The sequence below is a fragment of the Streptomyces flaveolus genome, from assembly GCF_044765825.1.
In the GTDB taxonomy this organism is placed as follows: Bacteria; Actinomycetota; Actinomycetes; order Streptomycetales; family Streptomycetaceae; genus Streptomyces; species Streptomyces flaveolus.
On record NZ_JBIWKU010000006.1, the window covers coordinates 155,663 to 175,353 of the forward strand.

Annotated in this window: 19 protein-coding genes and 1 tRNA gene; 12 read left to right on the top strand and 8 right to left on the bottom strand. The window is 71.2% G+C overall.

What is annotated here, in order from left to right:
- Position 1: 1 nt before the first annotated feature.
- On the bottom strand, positions 2-1,003 hold the full coding sequence (locus tag ACIRG6_RS19770; RefSeq protein ID WP_318216275.1) for an SMI1/KNR4 family protein: 1,002 nt from the start codon (positions 1,001-1,003) through the stop codon (positions 2-4).
- Between the two features lie 260 nt (positions 1,004-1,263).
- On the opposite strand from ACIRG6_RS19770, the gene ACIRG6_RS19775 reads away from it, so the two are divergent.
- The gene (locus tag ACIRG6_RS19775) at positions 1,264-1,791 is read left to right on the top strand and encodes a YwqJ-related putative deaminase (protein WP_239766541.1); all 528 of its coding nucleotides are present in this window, start codon (positions 1,264-1,266) and stop codon (positions 1,789-1,791) included.
- A gap of 47 nt (positions 1,792-1,838) precedes the next feature.
- Entirely contained in the window at positions 1,839-2,339 is a 501-nt protein-coding gene (locus ACIRG6_RS19780) for an SUKH-3 domain-containing protein (protein ID WP_351018088.1), read from the top strand.
- A 12-nt stretch (positions 2,340-2,351) separates the two neighbouring features.
- Here the strand turns inward: ACIRG6_RS19780 and ACIRG6_RS19785 are convergent, their stop codons facing one another.
- A complete protein-coding gene (locus tag ACIRG6_RS19785; RefSeq protein WP_318213195.1) occupies positions 2,352-3,671 on the bottom strand; it encodes a sensor histidine kinase in 1,320 nt (439 codons plus the stop codon).
- A 173-nt stretch (positions 3,672-3,844) separates the two neighbouring features.
- Between ACIRG6_RS19785 and ACIRG6_RS19790 the strand changes: the two genes are divergently transcribed.
- The 6 genes from ACIRG6_RS19790 (at position 3,845) to ACIRG6_RS19815 (ending at position 8,673) form a co-directional block, all read left to right on the top strand.
- A tRNA-Gln gene (locus ACIRG6_RS19790) sits at positions 3,845-3,920 on the top strand.
- A 122-nt stretch (positions 3,921-4,042) separates the two neighbouring features.
- Complete coding sequence (gene glmU, locus ACIRG6_RS19795) at positions 4,043-5,491, top strand: bifunctional UDP-N-acetylglucosamine diphosphorylase/glucosamine-1-phosphate N-acetyltransferase GlmU (protein ID WP_318213196.1); 1,449 nt, start codon at positions 4,043-4,045, stop codon at positions 5,489-5,491.
- Between the two features lie 133 nt (positions 5,492-5,624).
- Positions 5,625-6,599, top strand: coding sequence for a ribose-phosphate diphosphokinase (locus ACIRG6_RS19800; protein ID WP_077799968.1), 975 nt, complete (start codon positions 5,625-5,627; stop codon positions 6,597-6,599).
- Between the two features lie 203 nt (positions 6,600-6,802).
- Complete coding sequence (locus ACIRG6_RS19805; protein WP_350717402.1) at positions 6,803-7,399, top strand: 50S ribosomal protein L25/general stress protein Ctc; 597 nt, start codon at positions 6,803-6,805, stop codon at positions 7,397-7,399.
- A gap of 94 nt (positions 7,400-7,493) precedes the next feature.
- On the top strand, positions 7,494-8,096 hold the full coding sequence (gene pth / locus ACIRG6_RS19810) for an aminoacyl-tRNA hydrolase (protein WP_403323794.1): 603 nt from the start codon (positions 7,494-7,496) through the stop codon (positions 8,094-8,096).
- Between the two features lie 52 nt (positions 8,097-8,148).
- On the top strand, positions 8,149-8,673 hold the full coding sequence (locus tag ACIRG6_RS19815) for a hypothetical protein (RefSeq protein ID WP_364673595.1): 525 nt from the start codon (positions 8,149-8,151) through the stop codon (positions 8,671-8,673).
- 69 nt (positions 8,674-8,742) lie between these two features.
- On the opposite strand, the gene ppc is transcribed toward ACIRG6_RS19815, so the two are convergent.
- On the bottom strand, positions 8,743-11,484 hold the full coding sequence (gene ppc / locus ACIRG6_RS19820) for a phosphoenolpyruvate carboxylase (RefSeq protein WP_350717398.1): 2,742 nt from the start codon (positions 11,482-11,484) through the stop codon (positions 8,743-8,745).
- A 303-nt stretch (positions 11,485-11,787) separates the two neighbouring features.
- Between ppc and ACIRG6_RS19825 the strand changes: the two genes are divergently transcribed.
- Together ACIRG6_RS19825 and ACIRG6_RS19830 are read left to right on the top strand one after the other, a co-directional pair.
- Positions 11,788-12,798 (top strand): acyl-CoA desaturase, encoded by a 1,011-nt coding sequence (locus tag ACIRG6_RS19825; protein WP_318213200.1) that lies wholly within the window; start codon positions 11,788-11,790, stop codon positions 12,796-12,798.
- The gene (locus ACIRG6_RS19830) at positions 12,795-13,469 is read left to right on the top strand and encodes a TetR/AcrR family transcriptional regulator (protein WP_161163718.1); all 675 of its coding nucleotides are present in this window, start codon (positions 12,795-12,797) and stop codon (positions 13,467-13,469) included. Before ACIRG6_RS19825 ends, ACIRG6_RS19830 begins: the two co-directional genes overlap by 4 nt.
- Positions 13,470-13,478: 9 nt before the next feature.
- Here ACIRG6_RS19830 and ACIRG6_RS19835 read toward each other — a convergent pair whose 3' ends face one another.
- Entirely contained in the window at positions 13,479-14,306 is an 828-nt protein-coding gene (locus tag ACIRG6_RS19835; RefSeq protein WP_403323798.1) for a trans-aconitate 2-methyltransferase, read from the bottom strand.
- A gap of 121 nt (positions 14,307-14,427) precedes the next feature.
- Here ACIRG6_RS19835 and tamR point away from each other — a divergent pair, with 121 nt between their 5' ends.
- Positions 14,428-14,925, top strand: coding sequence for a MarR family transcriptional regulator TamR (tamR, locus tag ACIRG6_RS19840; protein ID WP_188181585.1), 498 nt, complete (start codon positions 14,428-14,430; stop codon positions 14,923-14,925).
- A gap of 24 nt (positions 14,926-14,949) precedes the next feature.
- On the opposite strand, the gene ACIRG6_RS19845 is transcribed toward tamR, so the two are convergent.
- Positions 14,950-15,723 carry a response regulator transcription factor gene (locus ACIRG6_RS19845; RefSeq protein ID WP_239766074.1) on the bottom strand — a complete coding sequence of 258 codons (774 nt, stop codon included), beginning with the start codon at positions 15,721-15,723 and terminating at the stop codon, positions 14,950-14,952.
- Positions 15,724-16,013: 290 nt separating this feature from the next.
- Between ACIRG6_RS19845 and ACIRG6_RS19850 the strand changes: the two genes are divergently transcribed.
- Complete coding sequence (locus tag ACIRG6_RS19850; RefSeq protein WP_189233264.1) at positions 16,014-16,469, top strand: GNAT family N-acetyltransferase; 456 nt, start codon at positions 16,014-16,016, stop codon at positions 16,467-16,469.
- On the opposite strand, the gene galK is transcribed toward ACIRG6_RS19850, so the two are convergent.
- Genes galK through galT form a run of 3 tightly spaced genes read right to left on the bottom strand, consistent with a single transcriptional unit; the run spans position 16,453 to position 19,690 of the window.
- Positions 16,453-17,625: a galactokinase gene (gene galK / locus ACIRG6_RS19855; protein ID WP_403323801.1), complete on the bottom strand. Its 1,173-nt coding sequence runs from the start codon at positions 17,623-17,625 to the stop codon at positions 16,453-16,455. The two genes, ACIRG6_RS19850 and galK, sit on opposite strands and share 17 nt — an antisense overlap.
- Positions 17,626-17,669: 44 nt before the next feature.
- The gene (gene galE / locus ACIRG6_RS19860) at positions 17,670-18,632 is read right to left on the bottom strand and encodes a UDP-glucose 4-epimerase GalE (RefSeq protein ID WP_318213206.1); all 963 of its coding nucleotides are present in this window, start codon (positions 18,630-18,632) and stop codon (positions 17,670-17,672) included.
- Positions 18,629-19,690: a galactose-1-phosphate uridylyltransferase gene (gene galT / locus ACIRG6_RS19865; RefSeq protein ID WP_239766064.1), complete on the bottom strand. Its 1,062-nt coding sequence runs from the start codon at positions 19,688-19,690 to the stop codon at positions 18,629-18,631. The genes galE and galT overlap by 4 nt, the downstream gene beginning before the upstream one ends.
- Position 19,691 lies beyond the last annotated feature (1 nt).

A 19,691-nucleotide genomic window follows, 5' to 3' on the forward strand; every position in this document is an offset into this window, starting at 1 on the left:
CTCACTCCCCTACCGGCGCCGAAGACGCCGACGCCACGGGCACCGCACGCGCGAAACCACCGTCCACCATCAGGTTCGCCACCGTCTCCAACTCCGGCGGCGACCCCGCCAGCCGGGACAGGAACACGTCGAAGTCCTCACCGCACGGCAGCAGCAGGCGCTCCACCCGCTCCGCCGGCGCCCACGACGGATCCACGTCCCGCGCGTCGTCGTACGAGCAGAACCACACCGAACCGAGCCGCTCGCCCTTCACCTTCACCGCGAGCAGACCACCCTGGACGAACGCGACGCCCAGATAGTCCTTCGTCAGATGGTCCCGCAGACACTTGTTGACATAGACCAGGTCATTGACCGCCGCCTCCTCACGCACCGTGAAGAACGGCTGGTCCACCAGCAGCCCCAGCTCCGCGTCCAGCGCCGTACCCACCGGCGCGCAGCCACCCGCCGCCTTCAGGAACGACCGGTACGCACCCGGCAGCCGGTACCCGAGGTCCTCCTCGACCCCCTGCACCTGTTGCTCCGTCACCGCCACACCCGACTTCGGCAGACCGAAGTGCGCCGGACGCGTCTCCTGCAACGGCCGCGTCCCCCGCTTGTCCTGGTCCACCGCCGCCGTCGCGATACCGCCGTGATGCCGCAGCAGCGCCTTCACCTCGACCGGCACCAGCTCCATGCGCCGCGACCCGACCGCGTGATGCCACGTCCAGCCGTGCGGCGTCGCCACCGCCGGCACCGTGTCCCACAACTCGTGCCCCGACGCCGACAACGCCGCGTTCGCCGACACGTAGTCCGTCAGCCGCAGCTCGTCGACGCCGAACCCCACCGGCGGCTCCGCGATCTCCGCCACCGCACGGGCGTACGGCGAGAAAACGGGGTAACCACCCTCGTCCACCCGTACCCCTCTCGGGTGACGGGCCGCCCGCACCGGATCCGGGAAATGCACGACCTGCCCGGCGTAGGCCGCGTTCGGCGGCGCGATCTGCCCGAGCCGACCTGTCGTCATGGCGGTAGCCCCCTGCGGCGTCTGTCTGTCTGCACTGTCTTCCATCACCGCACGCGAACGCGGTGCCGACAGCCTATGCGGTACGCCGACACCGGTCACCGGCCCCGCACAACCACCCCCGCCCCACCCGTGACCAGCCGTCACCCTCTCGTGACGGACCGCCCATACCCGGGCGTGTCACCCCGCCCCAGCTTCCGCAGGCGCCACGGGATTTGGCACCCTGTGACCTCCGGGGGGATGCTCAGGAGGGGAACATGACCATGAGTGCAACGCAGACGGGACCACACACCGGCAGGTCCGACGACCCCCGGACCGGCGACCCCCGCATCGGCTGGAGCGCCACCGAGGGCCCCCACGCCCCCACCCTGCGCCACCGCCGCGACGGCATCCTCCCCACCGTCGCCGCCGCCCTCTCCGTCCGCGGCACCACCCTCACCGGCACCGCCACCCGCGCCGACACACCCCCCGCCCTGCACCACCTCGTGCAGGACTTCCTCGACGCCCTCACCAGCGGCCAGCGCGACCGCTTCACCGGCCGCTGCGCCGAGACCATCCTCATCTCCCGGCACCTCACCACCGCCGACTCCGCCCGCAGCAAACGCGCCGCACGCAAACCCATGACCAACGGCGAAGCCCGCAGAGCCCTCAAGCACGCCAAGCTCACCACCCGCCGCATCCGCGAGGACGGCGACCCCCTCCACGGCAGCTTCGCCACCCCCTGCCGCGCCTGCACCGCCCTCAGCGCCCACTTCGGCGTCCGCATCGTCGACCCCACCGCCGACGACTGACCGACCGCCCCACGCCGAACGCCACCACCGACACGAACCAAGGGCAGATGCACGCCGACCGCACCTCCACCACCCGCTTCCCCGTCCCCGTCGACGCCGCCCTGCGCGACGCCGGCTGGCAACCCGGACGCTGGGACATCAAGCAGGCCGAGATCTGGGCCGACACCCTGCGCGAACACACCTCACCCGCCGGGCACCGCCACAGCGTCTTCCCCGCCGCCGTGGAAGCCTGGGCCGAATTCGGCGGCCTCCACATCACCCCCACCGGCCCCGGCCGCCAGATCGCCCCCGCCGGCCTCCACCTCGACCCCCTGCACGGCCTCCACATGGCCCGCACCCTCGGCGATCTCGGCCGCGCCCTCGGCACCCAGACCTGCCCCCTCGGCACCGAGACGGACACCCAGGCCCTCATCGCCGTCGACGCCGAAGGCCGCGTCTACGCCCTCGACCACACCGGCGACTGGTACCTCGGCCCCGACATCGACCAGGCCCTCGCCGCCCTCATCGGCGGCACCCAGCCGACCCGCCTCACCGTCACCGCCGGCTGACCCGCCCCGCGGCTACGACGCCGGGATCACCGCCGACACCCTGAAACCCCCCGCGTCCGTCGGCCCCGACACGAACACACCCCCCAGAGCGGACACCCGCTCCTTCATCCCCACCAGCCCGTTGCCCCCCGACGGCAACCGGGCCGACGACGCCGACGACACCTCCGGCGGCGGCTCGTTCTCCACCTGCATCGCGATCTCCGACACCCGATGCGCGAGCCGCACGTACGTCTTCGCACCCGCCGCATGCTTGTGGACGTTCGTCAACGCCTCCTGCACCACCCGGAACGCCGTCGACTCCACCTCCGGCGCGTACGACCGCTCCTCCCCCTCCACCGACAACGCCACGACCATCCCCGCCGCCGTCGACTGCCCGATCAGCTCCTCCAGCTCCGACAGACACGGCCCCTCCGCAGGACGCTCACCGTCCTCCGCGGCCCGCGAGGCAGCCGCCGCCGCGGCCACCCCCACCGCCGCCAACGGCACCGCCGCCCGCGCGGCACGGCCCCCGTCCGCACCGGCGCGCAACACCCCGAGCATCTCCCGCAACTCCGTCAGCGCCTGCCGCCCCATGTCCCCCACCAGCGCGGCGTTCTTCACCGCCTTCTCCGGATCCTTGCGCGCGACGGCCTGCAGCGCGGCGGCGTGCACCACCATCAGACTCACCCGGTGCGCGACCACGTCGTGCATCTCCCGCGCGATCCGCGTCCGCTCCTCGCCCCGCGCCCACTCCGCGCGCTCCTCCGCCCGCTCCGCGAGCAGCTGCAACTCCCGCTCCAGGCTGTCCGCGCGCTCCCGCAGGCTCTCCATCAACCGCCGCCGCGCCCCCACGTACAGGCCCAGCAGCACCGGCGGAGCGGTCACCCCCAAGGACGTGGCGATCGCCGCGAACGGGATGAACCAGTCGCCGATGTCCAGGTCGTCGGACGCCATGTCCTGCCGCACCCGCACGAACGTGACGATCAACGTGCCCAGCAGCGACATCCCGGCCAGCGACCCGATGATCCGCCGCGGCAGCTCGGACGCGGCCAGCGTGTACAGGCCGACGATGCCCATCAGGAAACCCATCTGCGCCGGCGTGACGGCGATCGCCACCAGCACCACCGCGATGGGCCACTTCCGCCGCACCACCAGCACCGAACCGGCCAGCAACCCGAAGACGACCCCCGCCGCCCACGGAATCCCGGCGTCCCTCGCGAACGGAATCCCCTCCGCCGCGCACTCCAGCGCGGACACGACACCGAGGCTCACATCGAGCACCGCACCGCGCCGCCTGTCCCACCACCCGGGCCCACCCCGGGCCGGTACGTGGTCTTCCCCCGTCGTGGTCATGCCTCCAGCCTACGGGCGCCCCCCGCCCCGTTTCCGGCGACTTTCGCCAAGCGATACGACGCGATATCCCTCGACCCGGCGAGGTGCTCGGCACCCCCTGTGAGGGGCGTGTATCGCGGCATGGGCATCGTGAGTTACGCGCGAGCGCGTCTCCGGTAAGGTCTGAGGCGCCGTCCCCCGTGGTGTAACTGGCAGCACACTGGTTTTTGGTACCAGCAGGACAAGGTTCGAATCCTTGCGGGGGAGCCACTGCGCGAGATCGTCGAGCGGGCCCTGACCACCCTGTCGGGGCCCGCACTCATGTCCGCCGCAAACCACCCCGGTATCCTGCGGATGTCCACCCCCACCCCCTCAAAGCCGAAGGGCATCCCGTGAGCGCCATTCGCCCGGCAGCCGTCGTCGTTCTCGCAGCGGGTGAGGGCACCCGTATGAAGTCGGCCACACCCAAGGTCCTGCACGAGCTGTGCGGACGTTCCCTCGTCGGCCACGTGCTCGCCGCCGCCGGTGAGCTGGAGCCCGAGAACCTGGTCGTCGTTGTGGGCCACGCCCGCGAGAAGGTCACCGCGCACCTCACCGAGGTCGCCCCCGACGTCCGTACCGCCGTGCAGGAGCAGCAGAAGGGCACCGGGCACGCCGTCCGGATGGGGCTGGAGGCCCTCGGTGGTGCCGTGGACGGCACCGTCGTGGTCGTCTGCGGTGACACTCCGCTGCTGACCGGCGAGACGCTGCGGGCCCTCGCCGCCACCCACTCCGCCGACGGCAACGCGGTCACCGTACTGACGGCCGAGGTTCCGGACGCGACGGGGTACGGCCGGATCGTACGGGACGGGGCCTCCGGTGCCGTCACCGCGATCGTGGAGCACAAGGACGCCTCCGAGTCGCAGCGGGCGATCCGTGAGATCAACTCGGGTGTCTTCGCCTTCGACGGGCAGCTGCTCGCGGACGCGCTGGGGAAGGTGCGGACGGACAACAGCCAGGGCGAGGAGTACCTCACCGACGTCCTCGGCATCCTGCGCGAGGCCGGGCACCGCGTCGGTGCCTCCGTGGCCGGGGACCACCGGGAGATCGCGGGGATCAACAACCGCGTGCAGCTCGCCGAGGCCCGCCGGATCCTCAACGACCGGCTCTTGACGCGCGCCATGCTGGCCGGCGTGACGGTCGTCGACCCGGCGACCACGTGGGTCGACGTGACCGTGACCTTCGAGCAGGACGTCGTCGTCCACCCGGGTACGCAGCTGCACGGCACCACGCATCTCGCCGAGGGGGCGGAGGTCGGGCCGAACTCCCGCCTCACGGACACCAGGGTCGGCGCGGGCGCGCGAGTGGACAACACGGTGTCCCTGGGCGCCGACGTCGGTCCGGAGGCGACCGTGGGCCCGTACGCGTATCTGCGTCCGGGTACCCGGCTGGGGCTCAAGTCGAAGATCGGCACGTACGTCGAGACGAAGAACTCCTCGATCGGCGAGGGGACGAAGGTTCCGCACCTGTCCTACGTGGGTGACGCGACGATCGGTGAGTACACCAACATCGGTGCGGCGAGCGTGTTCGTGAACTACGACGGGGAGAGCAAGCACCACACGACCGTGGGCTCTCACTGCAAGACGGGTTCGGACAACATGTTTGTGGCTCCTGTCACGGTCGGGGACGGTGCCTACACCGCCGCCGGCTCGGTGATCACGAAGGATGTGCCGCCCGGTTCGCTGGCCGTGGCCCGTGGCCAGCAGCGGAATATCGAGGGTTGGGTGGCTCGTAAGCGTCCGGGGAGCGCGGCGGCGAAGGCGGCCGAGGCGGTGTCCCGGGAGACCGGTGGCGAAGGCTGACCGGAAACCGGCGCGTCGAACACGGCGTACCGTGATAAGTGCACATCCGCACCCCACCAGCTGAGACGCCTCCGGCACCCAGCCGGACGAGCCTGAAGAGGCTCAGCTGCGAAACCTCTGAGGAGAAAGTGCTGTGACCGGGATCAAGACGACCGGCGTGAAGAAGATGATGTTCTTCTCCGGCCGCGCCCACCCCGAGCTTGCCGAGGAGATCGCCCACGAGCTGGGTGTCGGGGTCGTCCCGACGAAGGCCTTCGACTTCGCGAACGGTGAGATCTACGTCCGTTACCAGGAGTCGGCGCGTGGTGCGGACTGCTTTCTGATCCAGAGCCACACGGCTCCGATCAACAAGTGGGTCATGGAGCAGCTGATCATGATCGACGCGTTGAAGCGTGCGTCGGCCCGCTCCATCACGGTCATCGTGCCGTTCTACGGTTACGCGCGGCAGGACAAGAAGCACCGGGGACGTGAACCGATCTCGGCGCGTCTGATCGCGGACCTGATGAAGACCGCGGGTGCGGACCGGATCCTGGCGGTGGATCTGCACACGGATCAGATCCAGGGCTTCTTCGACGGCCCGGTGGACCACCTGTTCGCGCTGCCGCTGCTCGCGGACTACGTGGGTGCGAAGGTGGACCGTTCGAAGCTGACGGTGGTGTCTCCGGACGCGGGCCGGGTGCGGGTGGCGGACCGTTGGTGCGACCGTCTGGGCGCGCCGCTGGCGATCGTGCACAAGCGTCGTGACAAGGACGTGGCGAACCAGGTCACGGTGCACGAGGTCGTCGGTGATGTGAAGGGCCGGATCTGCGTCCTGGTCGACGACATGATCGACACCGGTGGCACGATCTGCGCGGCGGCGGACGCGCTGTTCGCGCACGGTGCGGAGGACGTCATCGTGACGGCGACGCACGGTGTGCTGTCGGGTCCGGCGGCGGACCGGCTGAAGAACTCGAAGGTGAGCGAGTTCGTGTTCACGAACACGCTGCCGACGCCGAGCGAGCTGGAGCTGGACAAGATCACGGTGCTGTCGATCGCGCCGACGATCGCGCGTGCGGTGCGTGAGGTGTTCGAGGACGGTTCGGTGACGAGCCTGTTCGACGAGCAGTAAGGGTTCTTCAGGGGCCCCCCCCGGGGGTTCCTGAGATCGTTTTGGGTACGGCCTTCCTCTCCGAGTAGACTGCTGAAGTTGCTCGGCGAGGGAGGCCGTACTCGTGTTTCGCGGGTGTGGCTGTCCGTTATCGACGCGCTCTTCGTAGCAGGCCGTTCGTGGCCGGGTGACCACGTCCCTTTCTGGTTCTACGAGGAGTGATCATGTCCGAGGTGAAGCTCACCGCCGAGACGCGCAACGAGTTCGGCAAGGGTGCCGCGCGTCGTATCCGCCGTGACAACAAGGTCCCGGGTGTTCTGTACGGTCACGGTTCCGACCCGCTGCACCTGACGCTTCCGGGCCACGAGCTGCTGCTGGCGCTGCGTACGCCGAACGTGCTGATCGCGCTGGACATCGACGGCAAGACGAACGAGCTGGCGATCCCGAAGTCGGTGCAGCGTGACCCGATCAAGGGCTTCCTGGAGCACGTCGACCTGCAGCTGGTGAAGCGCGGCGAGACCGTGACCGTCGAGATCCCGGTGCAGACCGAGGGCGAGCTGGCCCCGGGCGGCAACCTGCTGGAGCACGTGCTGGCCGCGCTGCCGGTCGAGGCCGAGGCCACGCACATCCCGGAGCAGGTCACCGTGTCCGTGGAGGGTCTGGAGGCCGGTGCCTCCGTCCTGGCCAAGGACATCAAGCTGCCGTCCGGCGTGAAGCTGGCCGTCGAGGACGACGCCGTGGTGCTGCAGGTCCTGGCCGCGCAGGCCGAGGAGCCCGCCGCCGAGGGCGAGGGTGAGGGCGAAGAGGCCGCCGAGGCCTGATCCTCTTCTCGCACGGTCATCGTGTGGTCGGCCGCTGTTCCCGTGCGGGGCAGCGGCCGACGTGTATGTGTGGACGGACGGCGGACAAGGAGACATGGACGTGACGACGGACGCGGGTGCGCCCTGGCTGGTGGCCGGTCTCGGCAATCCGGGCCCCGAGTACGCCGCGAACCGGCACAACATCGGTTTCATGGTGGTGGATCTGCTGGCGGAGCGGATCGGGGCGCGGTTCAAGCGGCACGGCAAGGCGCAGGCGCAGGTGGTGGAGGGGCGCATCGGACCGCCAGGGTCGGCGAACCGGCGGGTGATCCTGGCGAAGCCGATGTCGTTCATGAACGTGTCGGGCGGTCCGGTGACGGTGTTGCGGGACTTCTACAAGGTGCCGGTGGGCAACATCGTGGCGGTGCACGACGAGCTGGACATCGACTACGGCGTGCTGCGGTTGAAGCTGGGCGGCGGGGACAACGGGCACAACGGGCTGAAGTCGATCACGAAGTCGCTGGGTGCGGACTATCACCGTGTGCGGTTCGGGATCGGCCGGCCGCCGGGCCGGATGCCGGTGGCGGATTTCGTACTGAAGGACTTCTCGTCGGCGGAGCGCAAGGAGCTGGACTACTTCGTGGACCGTGCCGCGGACGCGGTGGAGGCTCTGGTGATCGAGGGTCTGGAGCGGGCGCAGAGCACGTACAACTCGTGACTTGTCCGTGCTTGCCGCCCGGGTGAGTTGACCGACCGCATAGGTATGGCCAATGATCCCGGCCATGCCTGCCTCAGCTGCCCCAGCCGCTGCCCGTCCCCGTCAGGCCTCGCGCGCCTCGCGCGCCGTGCTGCGGTTCGGCCGGGTCGCGGCGATGGGCACGGTCGCCGCGTTGATCCTGATCGCCGGGGTGTGGGCGTCGTGGGGGACGGCGCAGCACGTGATGCTGACCAAGGGGCGTGAGCAGGGCACGGTCGAGGTGACGCGGTGCGGGGGCGGTTCGTGCAGCGGTCCGTACGCGCCGGTGTCGGCGGGGTCGCGGGCACGGGAGAGCGTCGTGATCGAGGATTCGGTGGCCGTGTCGAAGGGGCGGACGTACACGGTGGTGGTGAAGCCGGGCAGCGACGACGTGGTGCGTTCGGGTCCGGCCGGGGTGCTGTACGCGTGGGTTCCGCTGGGCGGTGCGCTGCTGCTGGCGTCGGTGGTGGTGGCGGGCGGGCTGCGGCGGACCCGGGCGGCGTGGGTGCTGGCCGGGTCCGGGGTGGGCTTGCTGACGGCGGCGTTCGTCGCGGTGTGACGCGGATACGGCGGTGCCCCCGTGCTCGTGGTGAGCGCGGGGGCACCGTCGTGTGCGGCCGGCGGGGTGTCAGCCGGTGTTGCGCAGGCCGGCGGCGACGCCGTTGACGGTGAGCAGCAGGGCGCGGGCGAGCAGCGGGTCGACTTCCTCGCCGGCGGCGGCCGCTTCGCGCTGGCGTCCGAGGAGGGCGACCTGGAGGTAGGAGATCGGGTCCAGGTAGGCGTCGCGGATGGCGAACGTCTGCTTGAGGACGGGGTCGGCGTCGAGGAGTTCGTCCTCGCCGGTGACCCGCAGCACCTCGGCGACGGTCAGCTCGTGCTCGGTCTTGATGGCCTCGAAGACGTGCTTGAGCTCGTCGGGGACGAGGGTGTCGACGTAGTGCTGGGCGATGCGCAGATCGGTCTTGGCGAGGGTCATCTCGACGTTGGAGATGAAGTTCCGGAAGAAGTGCCACTGCTGGTGCATCTCGTCCAGGACGGTGTCCAGGCCGGCCTCGCGCAGTGCCTTGAGGCCGGAGCCGACGCCGTACCAGCCGGGGACGATCTGCCGGGACTGGGTCCAGCCGAACACCCACGGGATGGCGCGCAGTCCGTCGAGCGAGACTCCCGAGCCGGGGCGGCGGGAGGGCCGCGAGCCCAGGTGCAGGTCGGCGAGCTGGTCGACCGGCGTGGAGGCCAGGAAGTACGTCGGCAGGTCGGGGTCCTCGACCAGCTTGCGGTAGGCCTGGTGGGCGGCCTCGGAGACGACGTCCATGGCGGCGTCCCAGCGGGCGAGGGCCTCGTCGGACTGGCGGGGTGCGGTGTGCAGGGCGGATGCCTGGAGGGTGGCGGCGACCGTCAGTTCCAGGTTCTCGCGGGCCAGGGACGGGATGAGGTACTTGTCGGAGATGACCTCGCCCTGCTCGGTCACCTTGATCTCGCCCTCCAGGGTGCCCCAGGGCTGGGCGAGGATGGCGTCGTGGGTGGGGCCGCCGCCGCGGCCGACGGTGCCGCCGCGGCCGTGGAACAGCCGGAGCCGCACTCCGTACCGGTGGGCGACGTCGCGCAGGCGGCGCTGGGCGCGGTGGATCTCCCACTGCGAGGTGGTGATGCCCCCGAACTTGGAGGAGTCGGAGTAGCCGAGCATGACCTCCTGGACGTCGCCGCGCAGGGCGACGAGGCGCCGGTAGGAGGGGTCGGCGAGGAGGTCCTCGAGGATGGTGTCGGCGGCCTTGAGCTCGTCGGTGGTCTCCAGGAGCGGCACGATGCCGATCTTGGCCCAGCCGGCGTGCAGGTCGATGAGGCCGGCCTCACGTGCCAGCACCGCCGCGGCGAAGACGTCGTCGGCGCCCTGGCACATGGAGATGATGTAGGACTCGATGACCTCGGGGCCGAAGACCTCCAGGGCGCGCCGGACGGTCTGGAAGACGCCGAGGGTCTTCTCGCCGGCCGCGTCCACCGGGGCGGGGGTCGGGGCGAGCGGCCTGCGGGAGCGCAGCTCCTTGGCGAGGAGCTTGGTGCGGTACTCGCGGGGCATGTCGGCGTAGCGCCAGGACTCCTCGCCGAGGCGGTCGAAGAGCTGGCCGAGGGCGTGGTGGTGGGCGTCGGCGTGTTCGCGGACGTCCATGGTGGCGAGCTGGAGGCCGAAGGCGGCCAGGGTGCGGATGGTGCGGGCGAGCCGGCCGTCGGCGAAGAGGCCGCCGCGGTGTTCGCGCAGGGAGGTCTGGAGGATGCGCAGGTCGGCGAGGAGCTCGGCGGTGCCGAGGTAGTCGTGGCCGTCCTCGTGGGGGATGCCCCTGGCGAGGCGCTCCTTGGTGTTCTCCAGCTTCTGCCGGATGCAGGTGGCCTTGAGCCGGTAGGGCTCTTCGGCGTTGAGGCGCTTGTAGCGGGGGCTGATCTCGGGGAGCCGGTCGAGGTCGGCCTGGAGGGAGGTGAGGAGTTCTTCCGTCGCTCCGGTGTAGCGGATGGAGTTGGACAGGAAGCCGCGCAGCTCGTCGATCATCTCCAGGGCGTCGTTGATGCCGTGCTCGTGCTGGAGGATGAGGACGTCCCAGGTGACCTGGGGGGTGACGTTGGGGTTGCCGTCGCGGTCGCCGCCGATCCAGGTGCCGAAGGTGAGGGGGCGGGTGTCGTCGGGGAGCTTGACGCCGGCCCGCTCGAGTTCGGCCGTCAGGTCCTCGAGGACGTCGCCGACGGCGCCGGCGTGGAGTTCGTCGAGGTAGTAGATGGCGTTGCGGGCCTCGTCGGCGGGTTCGGGGCGCACGACGCGGAGTTCGTCGGTCTGCCAGACGAGGTCGATGTTCTCGGCGAGGCGGGTGTCGAGGCGGCGCCGGTCGGACTCGATGACGGGGGTCTCGAGGAGGGCGGCGATGCGGCGCAGCTTGTTGAGGACGGAGCGGCGGGCGGCCTCGGTGGGGTGCGCGGTGAAGACGGGGCGGACGTTGAGGTTGCGGACCGTCTCGCGCAGGTGCTCGGGGTCGGCGTCCTTGAGGCGGTCGGCCGTCCGGGCGAGCAGTCCGCCCTCGGCGGAGCGGCGGGCGCGCAGTTCGCGGCCGCGGTGGACCTGCTCGGTGACGTTGGCGAGGTGGAAGTAGGTGGAGAAGGCGCGGACCAGCTTGGCCGCGGTCTGCAGTTCGGTACCGCGCAGCAGCTCCGCGGCGGCCTCGCCGTCCTCTCGGGTGAGGCGGCGTACCTTCTCGACGAGGTCCAGCAGTTCGGGTCCTTCCTGCCGGACGAGGGTCTCGCCGAGGAGGTCGCCCAGTCGGCGGATGTCGGCCCGCAGTTCGGCGTTGGTGGTCGCCTGGGACACAGTCTGGTCGTCGGCACTGCTCACAGGTGCGGCTCCTTGCAGTGTTGAAGCTCGTCTGGGAGGGAACCCGGACGGCGTCTCGCGCGGCGGGCGCCGCTTACGGGGCTGGACGTCCGGGAAGAAATCTGAGCGGACCGCGCTGTCCGACCGCTCTCCAGGATAGGTGTCGACCGGGACGCGCAGGCTCTCGGGCTCTTGCCGCGGGGCGACGCGCTGCCATACTTACGTCGCCGTAGGTTACGGAACCGTAGGGAACTGTGCGTGGTTTCCGCGGGGAGTTTCCGCAGCCCGGCGCCGGCCATGACCCTCGACCCTCCAAGGACGCGCATGACCATGAGTTCCGATGTGATCCCAGACGCTCCGAAGGCCCCCGACGACGAGTGCGCGGACACCGCCACGCTGGGCGGTGAGCAGAAGCGTTCGATCGAGCAGATCACCCTGCTGCTGTTCATCGCCGTCCCCTTCCTCGCACTGGTGGCGGCGGTGCCGCTGGCGTGGGGGTGGGGGGTGAGCTGGCTGGACCTGGGCCTGCTGGTCTTCTTCTACTACCTGGGCTGCCACGGCATCACGATCGGTTTCCACCGTCACTTCACCCATGGTTCGTTCAAGGCGAAGCGGCCGCTGAAGATCGCGCTGGCGATCGCGGGCTCGATGGCGGTCGAGGGGCCGCTGGTCCGCTGGGTCGCCGACCACCGCAAGCACCACAAGTTCTCCGACGCCGAGGGCGACCCGCATTCGCCGTGGCGGTACGGCGAGACGGTTCCGGCGCTGATCAAGGGCCTGTGGTGGGCCCACATCGCATGGATGTTCGACGAGGAGCAGACCCCGCAGGACAAGTACGCGCCGGATCTGATCAAGGACCCGGCGCTGCGGGCGATCTCCCGCCAGTTCGTCCTGTGGACCGCGTTGTCGCTGGCCCTTCCGGCGCTGATCGGCGGGCTGGTCACGATGTCCTGGTGGGGTGCGTTCACCGGGTTCTTCTGGGGGTCGCTCGTCCGGGTGGCTCTGCTGCACCACGTGACGTGGTCGATCAACTCGATCTGCCATGCGGTCGGCAAGCGTCCGTTCAAGTCGCGGGACCGTTCGGGCAACGTGTGGTGGCTGGCGGTCCTGTCCTGCGGTGAGTCCTGGCACAACCTGCACCATGCCGATCCGACGTCGGCGCGGCACGGCGTGATGCGCGGCCAGCTCGATTCGAGCGCCCGCCTGATCCGCTGGTTCGAGCAGCTGGGATGGGCGTACGACGTGCGGTGGCCGTCACGCTCGCGTATCGATTCGCGCCGCAACACGGACCAAGGCGGCTCCCGCCGCCGGAAGGAAACCGTCGAGGCGGCATGATGGTCGCTGTGGCGACCGACTCCAGCACTCCCAGCAATGACAAGCCACGGCGTGCGCGCCGTACCCGGATGACCGGTGCCGAGCGTCGCCAGCAACTGCTGGAGATCGGTCGCACCCTCTTCGCCGAGAAGGGGTTCGAGGGCACGTCGGTGGAGGAGATCGCGGCGAAGGCCGGGGTGTCCAAGCCGGTGGTGTACGAGCACTTCGGCGGCAAGGAGGGCCTGTACGCGGTGGTGGTGGACCGCGAGATGCGGCGGCTGCTGGACATGGTGACCAGCTCCCTGACCGCCGGCCACCCGCGTGAGCTGTGCGAGCAGGCCGCGTTCGCGCTCCTGGACTACATCGAGGAGTACACGGACGGTTTCCGCATCCTGGTCCGTGACTCCCCCATCCCGCAGTCGACGGGCTCCTTCGCCTCGCTGATCTCCGACATCGCCACCCAGGTGGAGGACATCCTGGGCCGCGAGTTCAAGAACCGCGGCTTCGACGCCAAGCTGGCCCCGCTGTACGCGCAGGCGCTGGTCGGCATGGTGGCGCTGACCGGCCAGTGGTGGCTGGACGTGCGCCGCCCGAAGAAGGCCGAGGTGGCGGCGCACCTGGTGAACCTGGCGTGGCACGGCCTGGACGGCCTGGAGCCGAAGCCACGGCTGATCGGGCACCGGAAGAGTTGACCTACTGACTCACCCTTCCTTCCGGGCGACGGCGAAGACGCGGCGGAAGGGGAACGGGGTGCCGTGCCGGCCGGGCGGGTAGGCCTCGCGGAGGGCGGTGCGGTACTCCTCGACGAACGCGTCCCGGGCCTCCGGATCGTCGTCGAGCGCGGTCAGGACGGGACGCAGGCCCGTGCCCTTGACCCAGTCGAGGACGGGGTCGTCCCCGGTCAGCAGGTGGAGGTACGTGGTCTCCCAGACGTCCGCCGTGCAGCCGAGGCCGGTCAGCCGCTCCAGGTAGGCCCCGGGGGCGAGGACGGCGTCGTCGTGACGCAGGGTGCCGGCGAGGCGGTCCCCCCAGCGCGGGGAGCCGGCGAGGTCGCGCATCAGGCGGTGGCTGGGGGCGTCGAAGTTGCCGGGGACCTGAAAGGCGAAGGTGCCGCCGGGCCGCAGGGCGGCGATCCAGTCGGCGAAGCGTTCGACGTGGCCGGGCACCCACTGGAGGGTGGCGTTGCTGATGATCAGGTCGTGCGGCTCGGCCGGGGTCCAGGTGCGGGCGTCGGCGTGGGCGAAGTCCAGGCGTCCGCCGCCCGGGGTGGGACCGGCGTGCTCCTCGGCCCGCGCGAGCATCTCGGCGGAAGTGTCGTAGCCGGTGACGCGGGCGGTGGGCCAGCGGCCCGCGAGCAGGGTGGTGACGTTGCCGGGACCGCAGCCGAGGTCGGCGACGCGGGGCGGCTCTGCGGCCGGCCCCGCGGGGAGGTCGGGGACGCGGGCGAGGAGGTCGGCGAAGGGGCGGGCGCGGTGACCGGCGTGGCGCAGGTACTGGGCGGGGTCCCAGGTGGGCGCGGTGGCGGACATGGTGCCTCCAGGGAGCGGCCGGACAGGGGTCGGGTACCCAGCGTCACCCAAGATTTATCTCGACGTCAAGATGATTGACCTCAAGAGACTTCACATCGACACAACCACTACACTGATCGTCATGGAGGACGAGGTCGATCGGCTGGTCGCAGCGTGGCGCCGGGAGCGCCCGGACCTCGACGTGGAACCGCTCGAGGTGCTGAGCCGCGTGAGCAGGCTCGCGCGGCACCTGGACCGCGCACGTCGGCTGGCCTTCTCCGAACATCAGCTGGAGCCGTGGGAGTTCGACGTCCTGACGGCGCTGCGCCGCGCGGGCACCCCGTACCAGCTCTCGCCGGGCCAGCTGCTCACGCAGACCCTGGTCACCTCCGGCACGATGACCAACCGCATCGACCGCCTCGCCAAGAAGGGCCTGGTGGAGCGCCTGCCCGACCCCAGCGACCGGCGCGGCGTGCTGGTGCGGCTCACGGACGAGGGCCGGGACCGCGCCGACCAGGCCCTCGCCGGGCTCCTGGACCAGGAGCGCGCGATCCTGGCCGAGCTCTCCCGGGCCCAGCGCAGCGAACTGGCCGCGCTGCTGCGCCAACTGACCGCCCCGTTCGACAACATCCCCGGTTGACGGACCGGGCCGCGGACGCGTCGGTCAGGCGCTGTTGCTCTCCTCCGACCCGATCCGCCCGGGAGGCCCCAGGTCGACCGGCCCCACCCCGGCCCTGCGCGCCAGCGCGACGGCGGCGAGGGTGGAGTGGACGCCCAGCTTGCCCAGCACGTTCTGCATATGGGTCCGCACCGTGTGCGGGGACAGGTACAGCCGCTCGGCGACCGCCTTGCGGCCGAGCCCGGCGACCATGCAGCGCAGCACCTCCCGCTCGCGCGGGGTCAGCGACTCCACCAGCCGCTCGCTCTCGGTCCGGTGCTTGCGGGCGGCGGTCAGCTCGCGCAGGACGCCGGTGAGCAGCGCGGGCGGCAGATGCGTCTCGTCGCGCAGCACCCCCCGGATGACGCTGAGCAGCCGCGACAGGGAACAGTCCTTGGCGACCCATCCGCAGGCACCGGCGCCCAGCGCCAGGGCGGCCCGCCGGGGATCGTCCTTCTCGGCGAGGACGACGATCCGCACGCCCGGCTGCGCCGACCGCACCCCGGTGACCAGCGAGATGCCGTCCACCAGCCCGTCCTCGTTGCCGTCCCGCACGGGCACGGCCGGCCGGGCGCCGGGCACATGGCCGCCCAGGTCGGCGTCGACGAGCAGCACGTCGAACCGCCGCCCCTCGGCCGCGGCCCGCTCCAGGCAGCGCAGCGCGGCCGGGCCGCTGCCGGCCGCGGAGACCTCGACGTCCGGCTCGGCGGCCAGGGCGGCCGCGAGCGACTCGGCGAAGATGCGGTGGTCGTCGACGACCAGGACTCGGATGCGCACCACGGAACCCCCTTCCCCACGCTCCCGGGGAGCAGGGGATACGTCGCCAAAGGACGACACCGGCGCGGGCACGGAGCCCGAAGCCCCCGTATCCGTCCTCGTGTTCGGTACCGGGGACGGGTCGCCGCAGCCGCACGGCCGCCGCCGTGCGTAACCGCTACCCCCGTCCCGGGCTCCGTACCCGGCTGTCTCGCCCCCTGATCGGCACCGGCCCCCACCGGTGCTGTCCATCAGAGTACGGGCGGGCGCCGGGAGCGGAAGGTTATTTGCAGAACTGACAGCCGGGCGCGTTTATGGTGAGCCGCATGTTTCGTCTAGTGACAGAAGTAGACAAAGCACGGCGCGATCTGCTGCGCACCCGCCTGCGGGAGACGAACACGGCCGCCTCGTCGATCCTGCGTTCCCTGCGCGGCACCCCTCACGAACGCGAATTCCCGCTGCACGTCTGGGCCCTGGACGACGGGGGCGGCCTCGCGGGCGGTCTGGTCGGGCACACCTGGGCGACCTGGCTGCACGTGACCTATCTGTGGGTGGACGGCCGGTGCCGGGGCGCGGGGCTGGGCGCCGCACTGCTGGGCGAGGCGGAACGGGCGGCCCGCGACGAACGGGGCTGCGCGGCGGCGCGCGTGGAGACCTGGGACTTCCAGGCCCCCGGCTTCTACCGCGGGCGGGGCTACGAGGTGGTGTGCGTGATCCCCGACTATCCGCCGGGGATCACCGAGTACACCCTGGTCAAGCGGCTGGGCTGATCCGCCGCGCGCCCGCCGAGGGCACCGCCTCGAACACCCGGGGAGCGAGGAAGCCGGCCGCGGCGAACGCCTCCTCCACCGCCTTGGTGACGCCGTCCACGTCCGCCGTCTCCACCAGCACGATCGCCGAGCCGCCGAAGCCGCCGCCGGTCATCCGCGCGCCCAGGGCACCGGCTTCCAGGGCGGTGTCGACGACCAGGTCCAGCTCCGGGCAGGAGATGCGGAAGTCGTCCCGCAGGGAGACGTGGCCATCGACGAGGACCGGGCCGATGGCGCGGGTGTCGCCGGACTCCAGGAGCGACACCACCCGCTCCACGCGCTCGTCCTCCGTGACGACATGGCGCACCAGGCGGCGCACCTCCTCCTCGTCGCCCAGCCGTTCGAGCGCCGCGTCCAGTTCCCCGTACGGCACGTCCCGCAGCGCGTCGACGCCCAGCAGTGCGGCGCCCTTCTCGCAGCCGGCGCGGCGCTTGCCGTACTCGCCCTCGCTGTGCGAGTGCTTGACCTGCGTGTCGACGACGAGCAGGCGCATGCCCTCGGCGGCCAGGTCGAAGGGGATCTGGCGCTGCGAGAGGTCGCGGGTGTCCAGGAACAGGGCGTGGCCGGCCTCGCAGCACGCGGACGCCGTCTGGTCCATGATGCCGACCGGTGCGCCGACGTAGACGTTCTCGGCGCGCTGGCACAGGCGGGCCAGCTGCCAGCCGCGCAGGCCGAGGGAGTACAGGTCGTTCAGGGCCAGGGCGACGACGACCTCCAGGGCCGCCGACGAGGACAGGCCGGCGCCCGACGGGACCGTCGAGGCCAGGTGGATGTCGGCGCCGGTGATCTCGTGCCCGGCCTCGCGCAGGGCCCAGACGACGCCCGAGGGGTACGCCGTCCAGGACTTGTCGGCCTCGGGGGTCAGGTCGGCGACGCGCAGTTCGACGGGGCCGGCGCCGATGTCCGCCGAGTGCAGGCGCAGGACGCCGTCGTCGCGCCGGGAGACCGCGGCGACCGCGGTGTGGGGCAGGGCGAACGGCATGACGAAGCCGTCGTTGTAGTCGGTGTGTTCGCCGATGAGGTTGACCCGGCCCGGCGCCGCCCACACCCCTTGCGGCCGCTCCCCGTACAGCTCGCGGAACCGCTCCCCGACCGTCTGCGCGACAGCCTCGCTCATGCCCTGACCCCTCGCCCTTCCGTGCTTCTTCAGGTACTGCAGGTCTACTTCGCGTGCCGCTGCGCGAACTCCCACGCGTCGGCGACGATTCCCGCGAGGTCCGCGCGGGACGGGTTCCAGCCCAGCTTCTCGCGGGCGGTGCCGGCCGACGCCACCAGGGTGGCCGGGTCGCCGCCCCGGCGGGGGGCCACGACCTCGGGGATCGGGTGGCCCGTCACCCGGCGGACGGTCTCGACGACCTCGCGGACCGAGAAGCCGTTGCCGTTGCCCAGGTTGCAGATGAGGTGCTCGCCGGGGACGGCCGCGTCCAGGGCGAGCAGGTGGGCCTCGGCCAGGTCGGCGACGTGGATGTAGTCGCGCACGCAGGTGCCGTCCGGCGTCGGGTAGTCGTCGCCGTAGACGGAGATCGCCTCGCGCCTGCCCTGCGCGACCTGGAGGACCAGCGGGATCAGGTGCGACTCGGGGTCGTGCCGCTCGCCGTACGCGCCGTACGCCCCGGCGACGTTGAAGTAGCGCAGCGAGACCGCGCCCAGCCCGTGGGCCGCCGCCTCCCCGGTGATCATGTGGTCGACGGCGAGCTTGGAGGCGCCGTAGGGGTTGGTGGGCTTCGTCGGCGCGGACTCGACGATCGGCACCTCGTCCGGCTCGCCGTAGGTGGCGGCCGTGGAGGAGAAGACGAGCCGGCGCACACCCGCCGTGCGCATGGCCTCCAGCAGGGCCATGGTGCCGCCGACGTTGTTGTCCCAGTACTTCTCGGGCTTCACGACCGACTCGCCGACCTGCGAGAACGCGGCGAAGTGCAGGACGCCGTCGAACGAGGCGTCCAGCCATTTGGCCGCGTCGCGGATGTCGCCCTCGATGAACGTGGCGCCCGCCGGCACGCCCTCGCGGAAGCCCGTCGAGAGGTTGTCGAGGACGACGACCTCGTGGCCGGCCTCCAGCAGATGCTGGGCGACGACACTGCCGACGTAACCGGCCCCGCCCGTCACCAGGTACTTCCCGCTCATGAACTCGCTACCTCTCGCAGTCGCTCGGCCGCGCGCTCCGGGGGCACGTCGTTGATGAACACGTTCATGCCGGACTCGGAGCCCGCGAGGAACTTCAGCTTGCCGGACGTACGGCGAATAGTGAAAAGCTCCAGGTGCAGCGCGAAGTCGTCCCGCGTCACGCCCTCGAAGTCCTCCAGCTGTCCGAACGGGGCCTGGTGCCAGGCCGCGATGTACGGCGTCGGGGGCTCACCCTCCCCGAAGATCCGGTCGAAGCGCCTCAACAGTTCCAGATAGACCTGGGGAAACTCTGTGCGCGCCGCCTCGTCGAGGCCGAGCAGGTCGGGCACGCGCCGCTTGGGGTAGAGGTGGACCTCGTACGGCCAGTGCGCCGCGTACGGCACGAAGGCGGCCCAGTGCTCGCTCTCCAGGACGACGCGCTCGCCCGCCAGTTCCTCCTCGACCACCGCGTCGAACAGGTTCGCCCCGCCGGTCGCCTCCTTGTGCGCGGCGAGTGAACGGAGCATCAGGGCGGTGCGGGGGGTGGTGAACGGGTAGGCGTAGATCTGCCCGTGGGGGTGACCGAGCGTCACACCGATCTCGGCGCCGCGGTTCTCGAAGCAGAAGACCTGTTCGACGGAGGGCAGATGCGACAGCTCCGAGGTGCGGTCCGTCCAGGCGTCGAGCACGAGCCGGGCCTGTTCCTCGCTCAGGTCGGCGAACGAGGCGTTGTGGTCGGAGGTGAAGCAGACGACCTCGCAGCGGCCGGAGTCGCCGGCCAGCGAGGGGAAACGGTTCTCGAAGACCACCACGTCGTACGACGCGTCGGGGATCTCGCTCAGCCGCTCACCCGCGGACGGGCACAGGGGGCACTGGTCGGCGGGCGGGTGGTAGGTGCGGCCCTGGCGGTGCGAGGCGATGGCCACCGAGTCCCCGAGCAGCGGGTCGCGGCGGACCTCGGAGGTGGTGACGGTCCGCTCCAGCGGGCGGCGGTCCACGGCGTCCCGCACCGCGTCGTCGCGCAGGTCGTAGTAGACGAGCTCGCGACCGTCGGCCAGCCGGGTCGAGGTCTTCTTCACT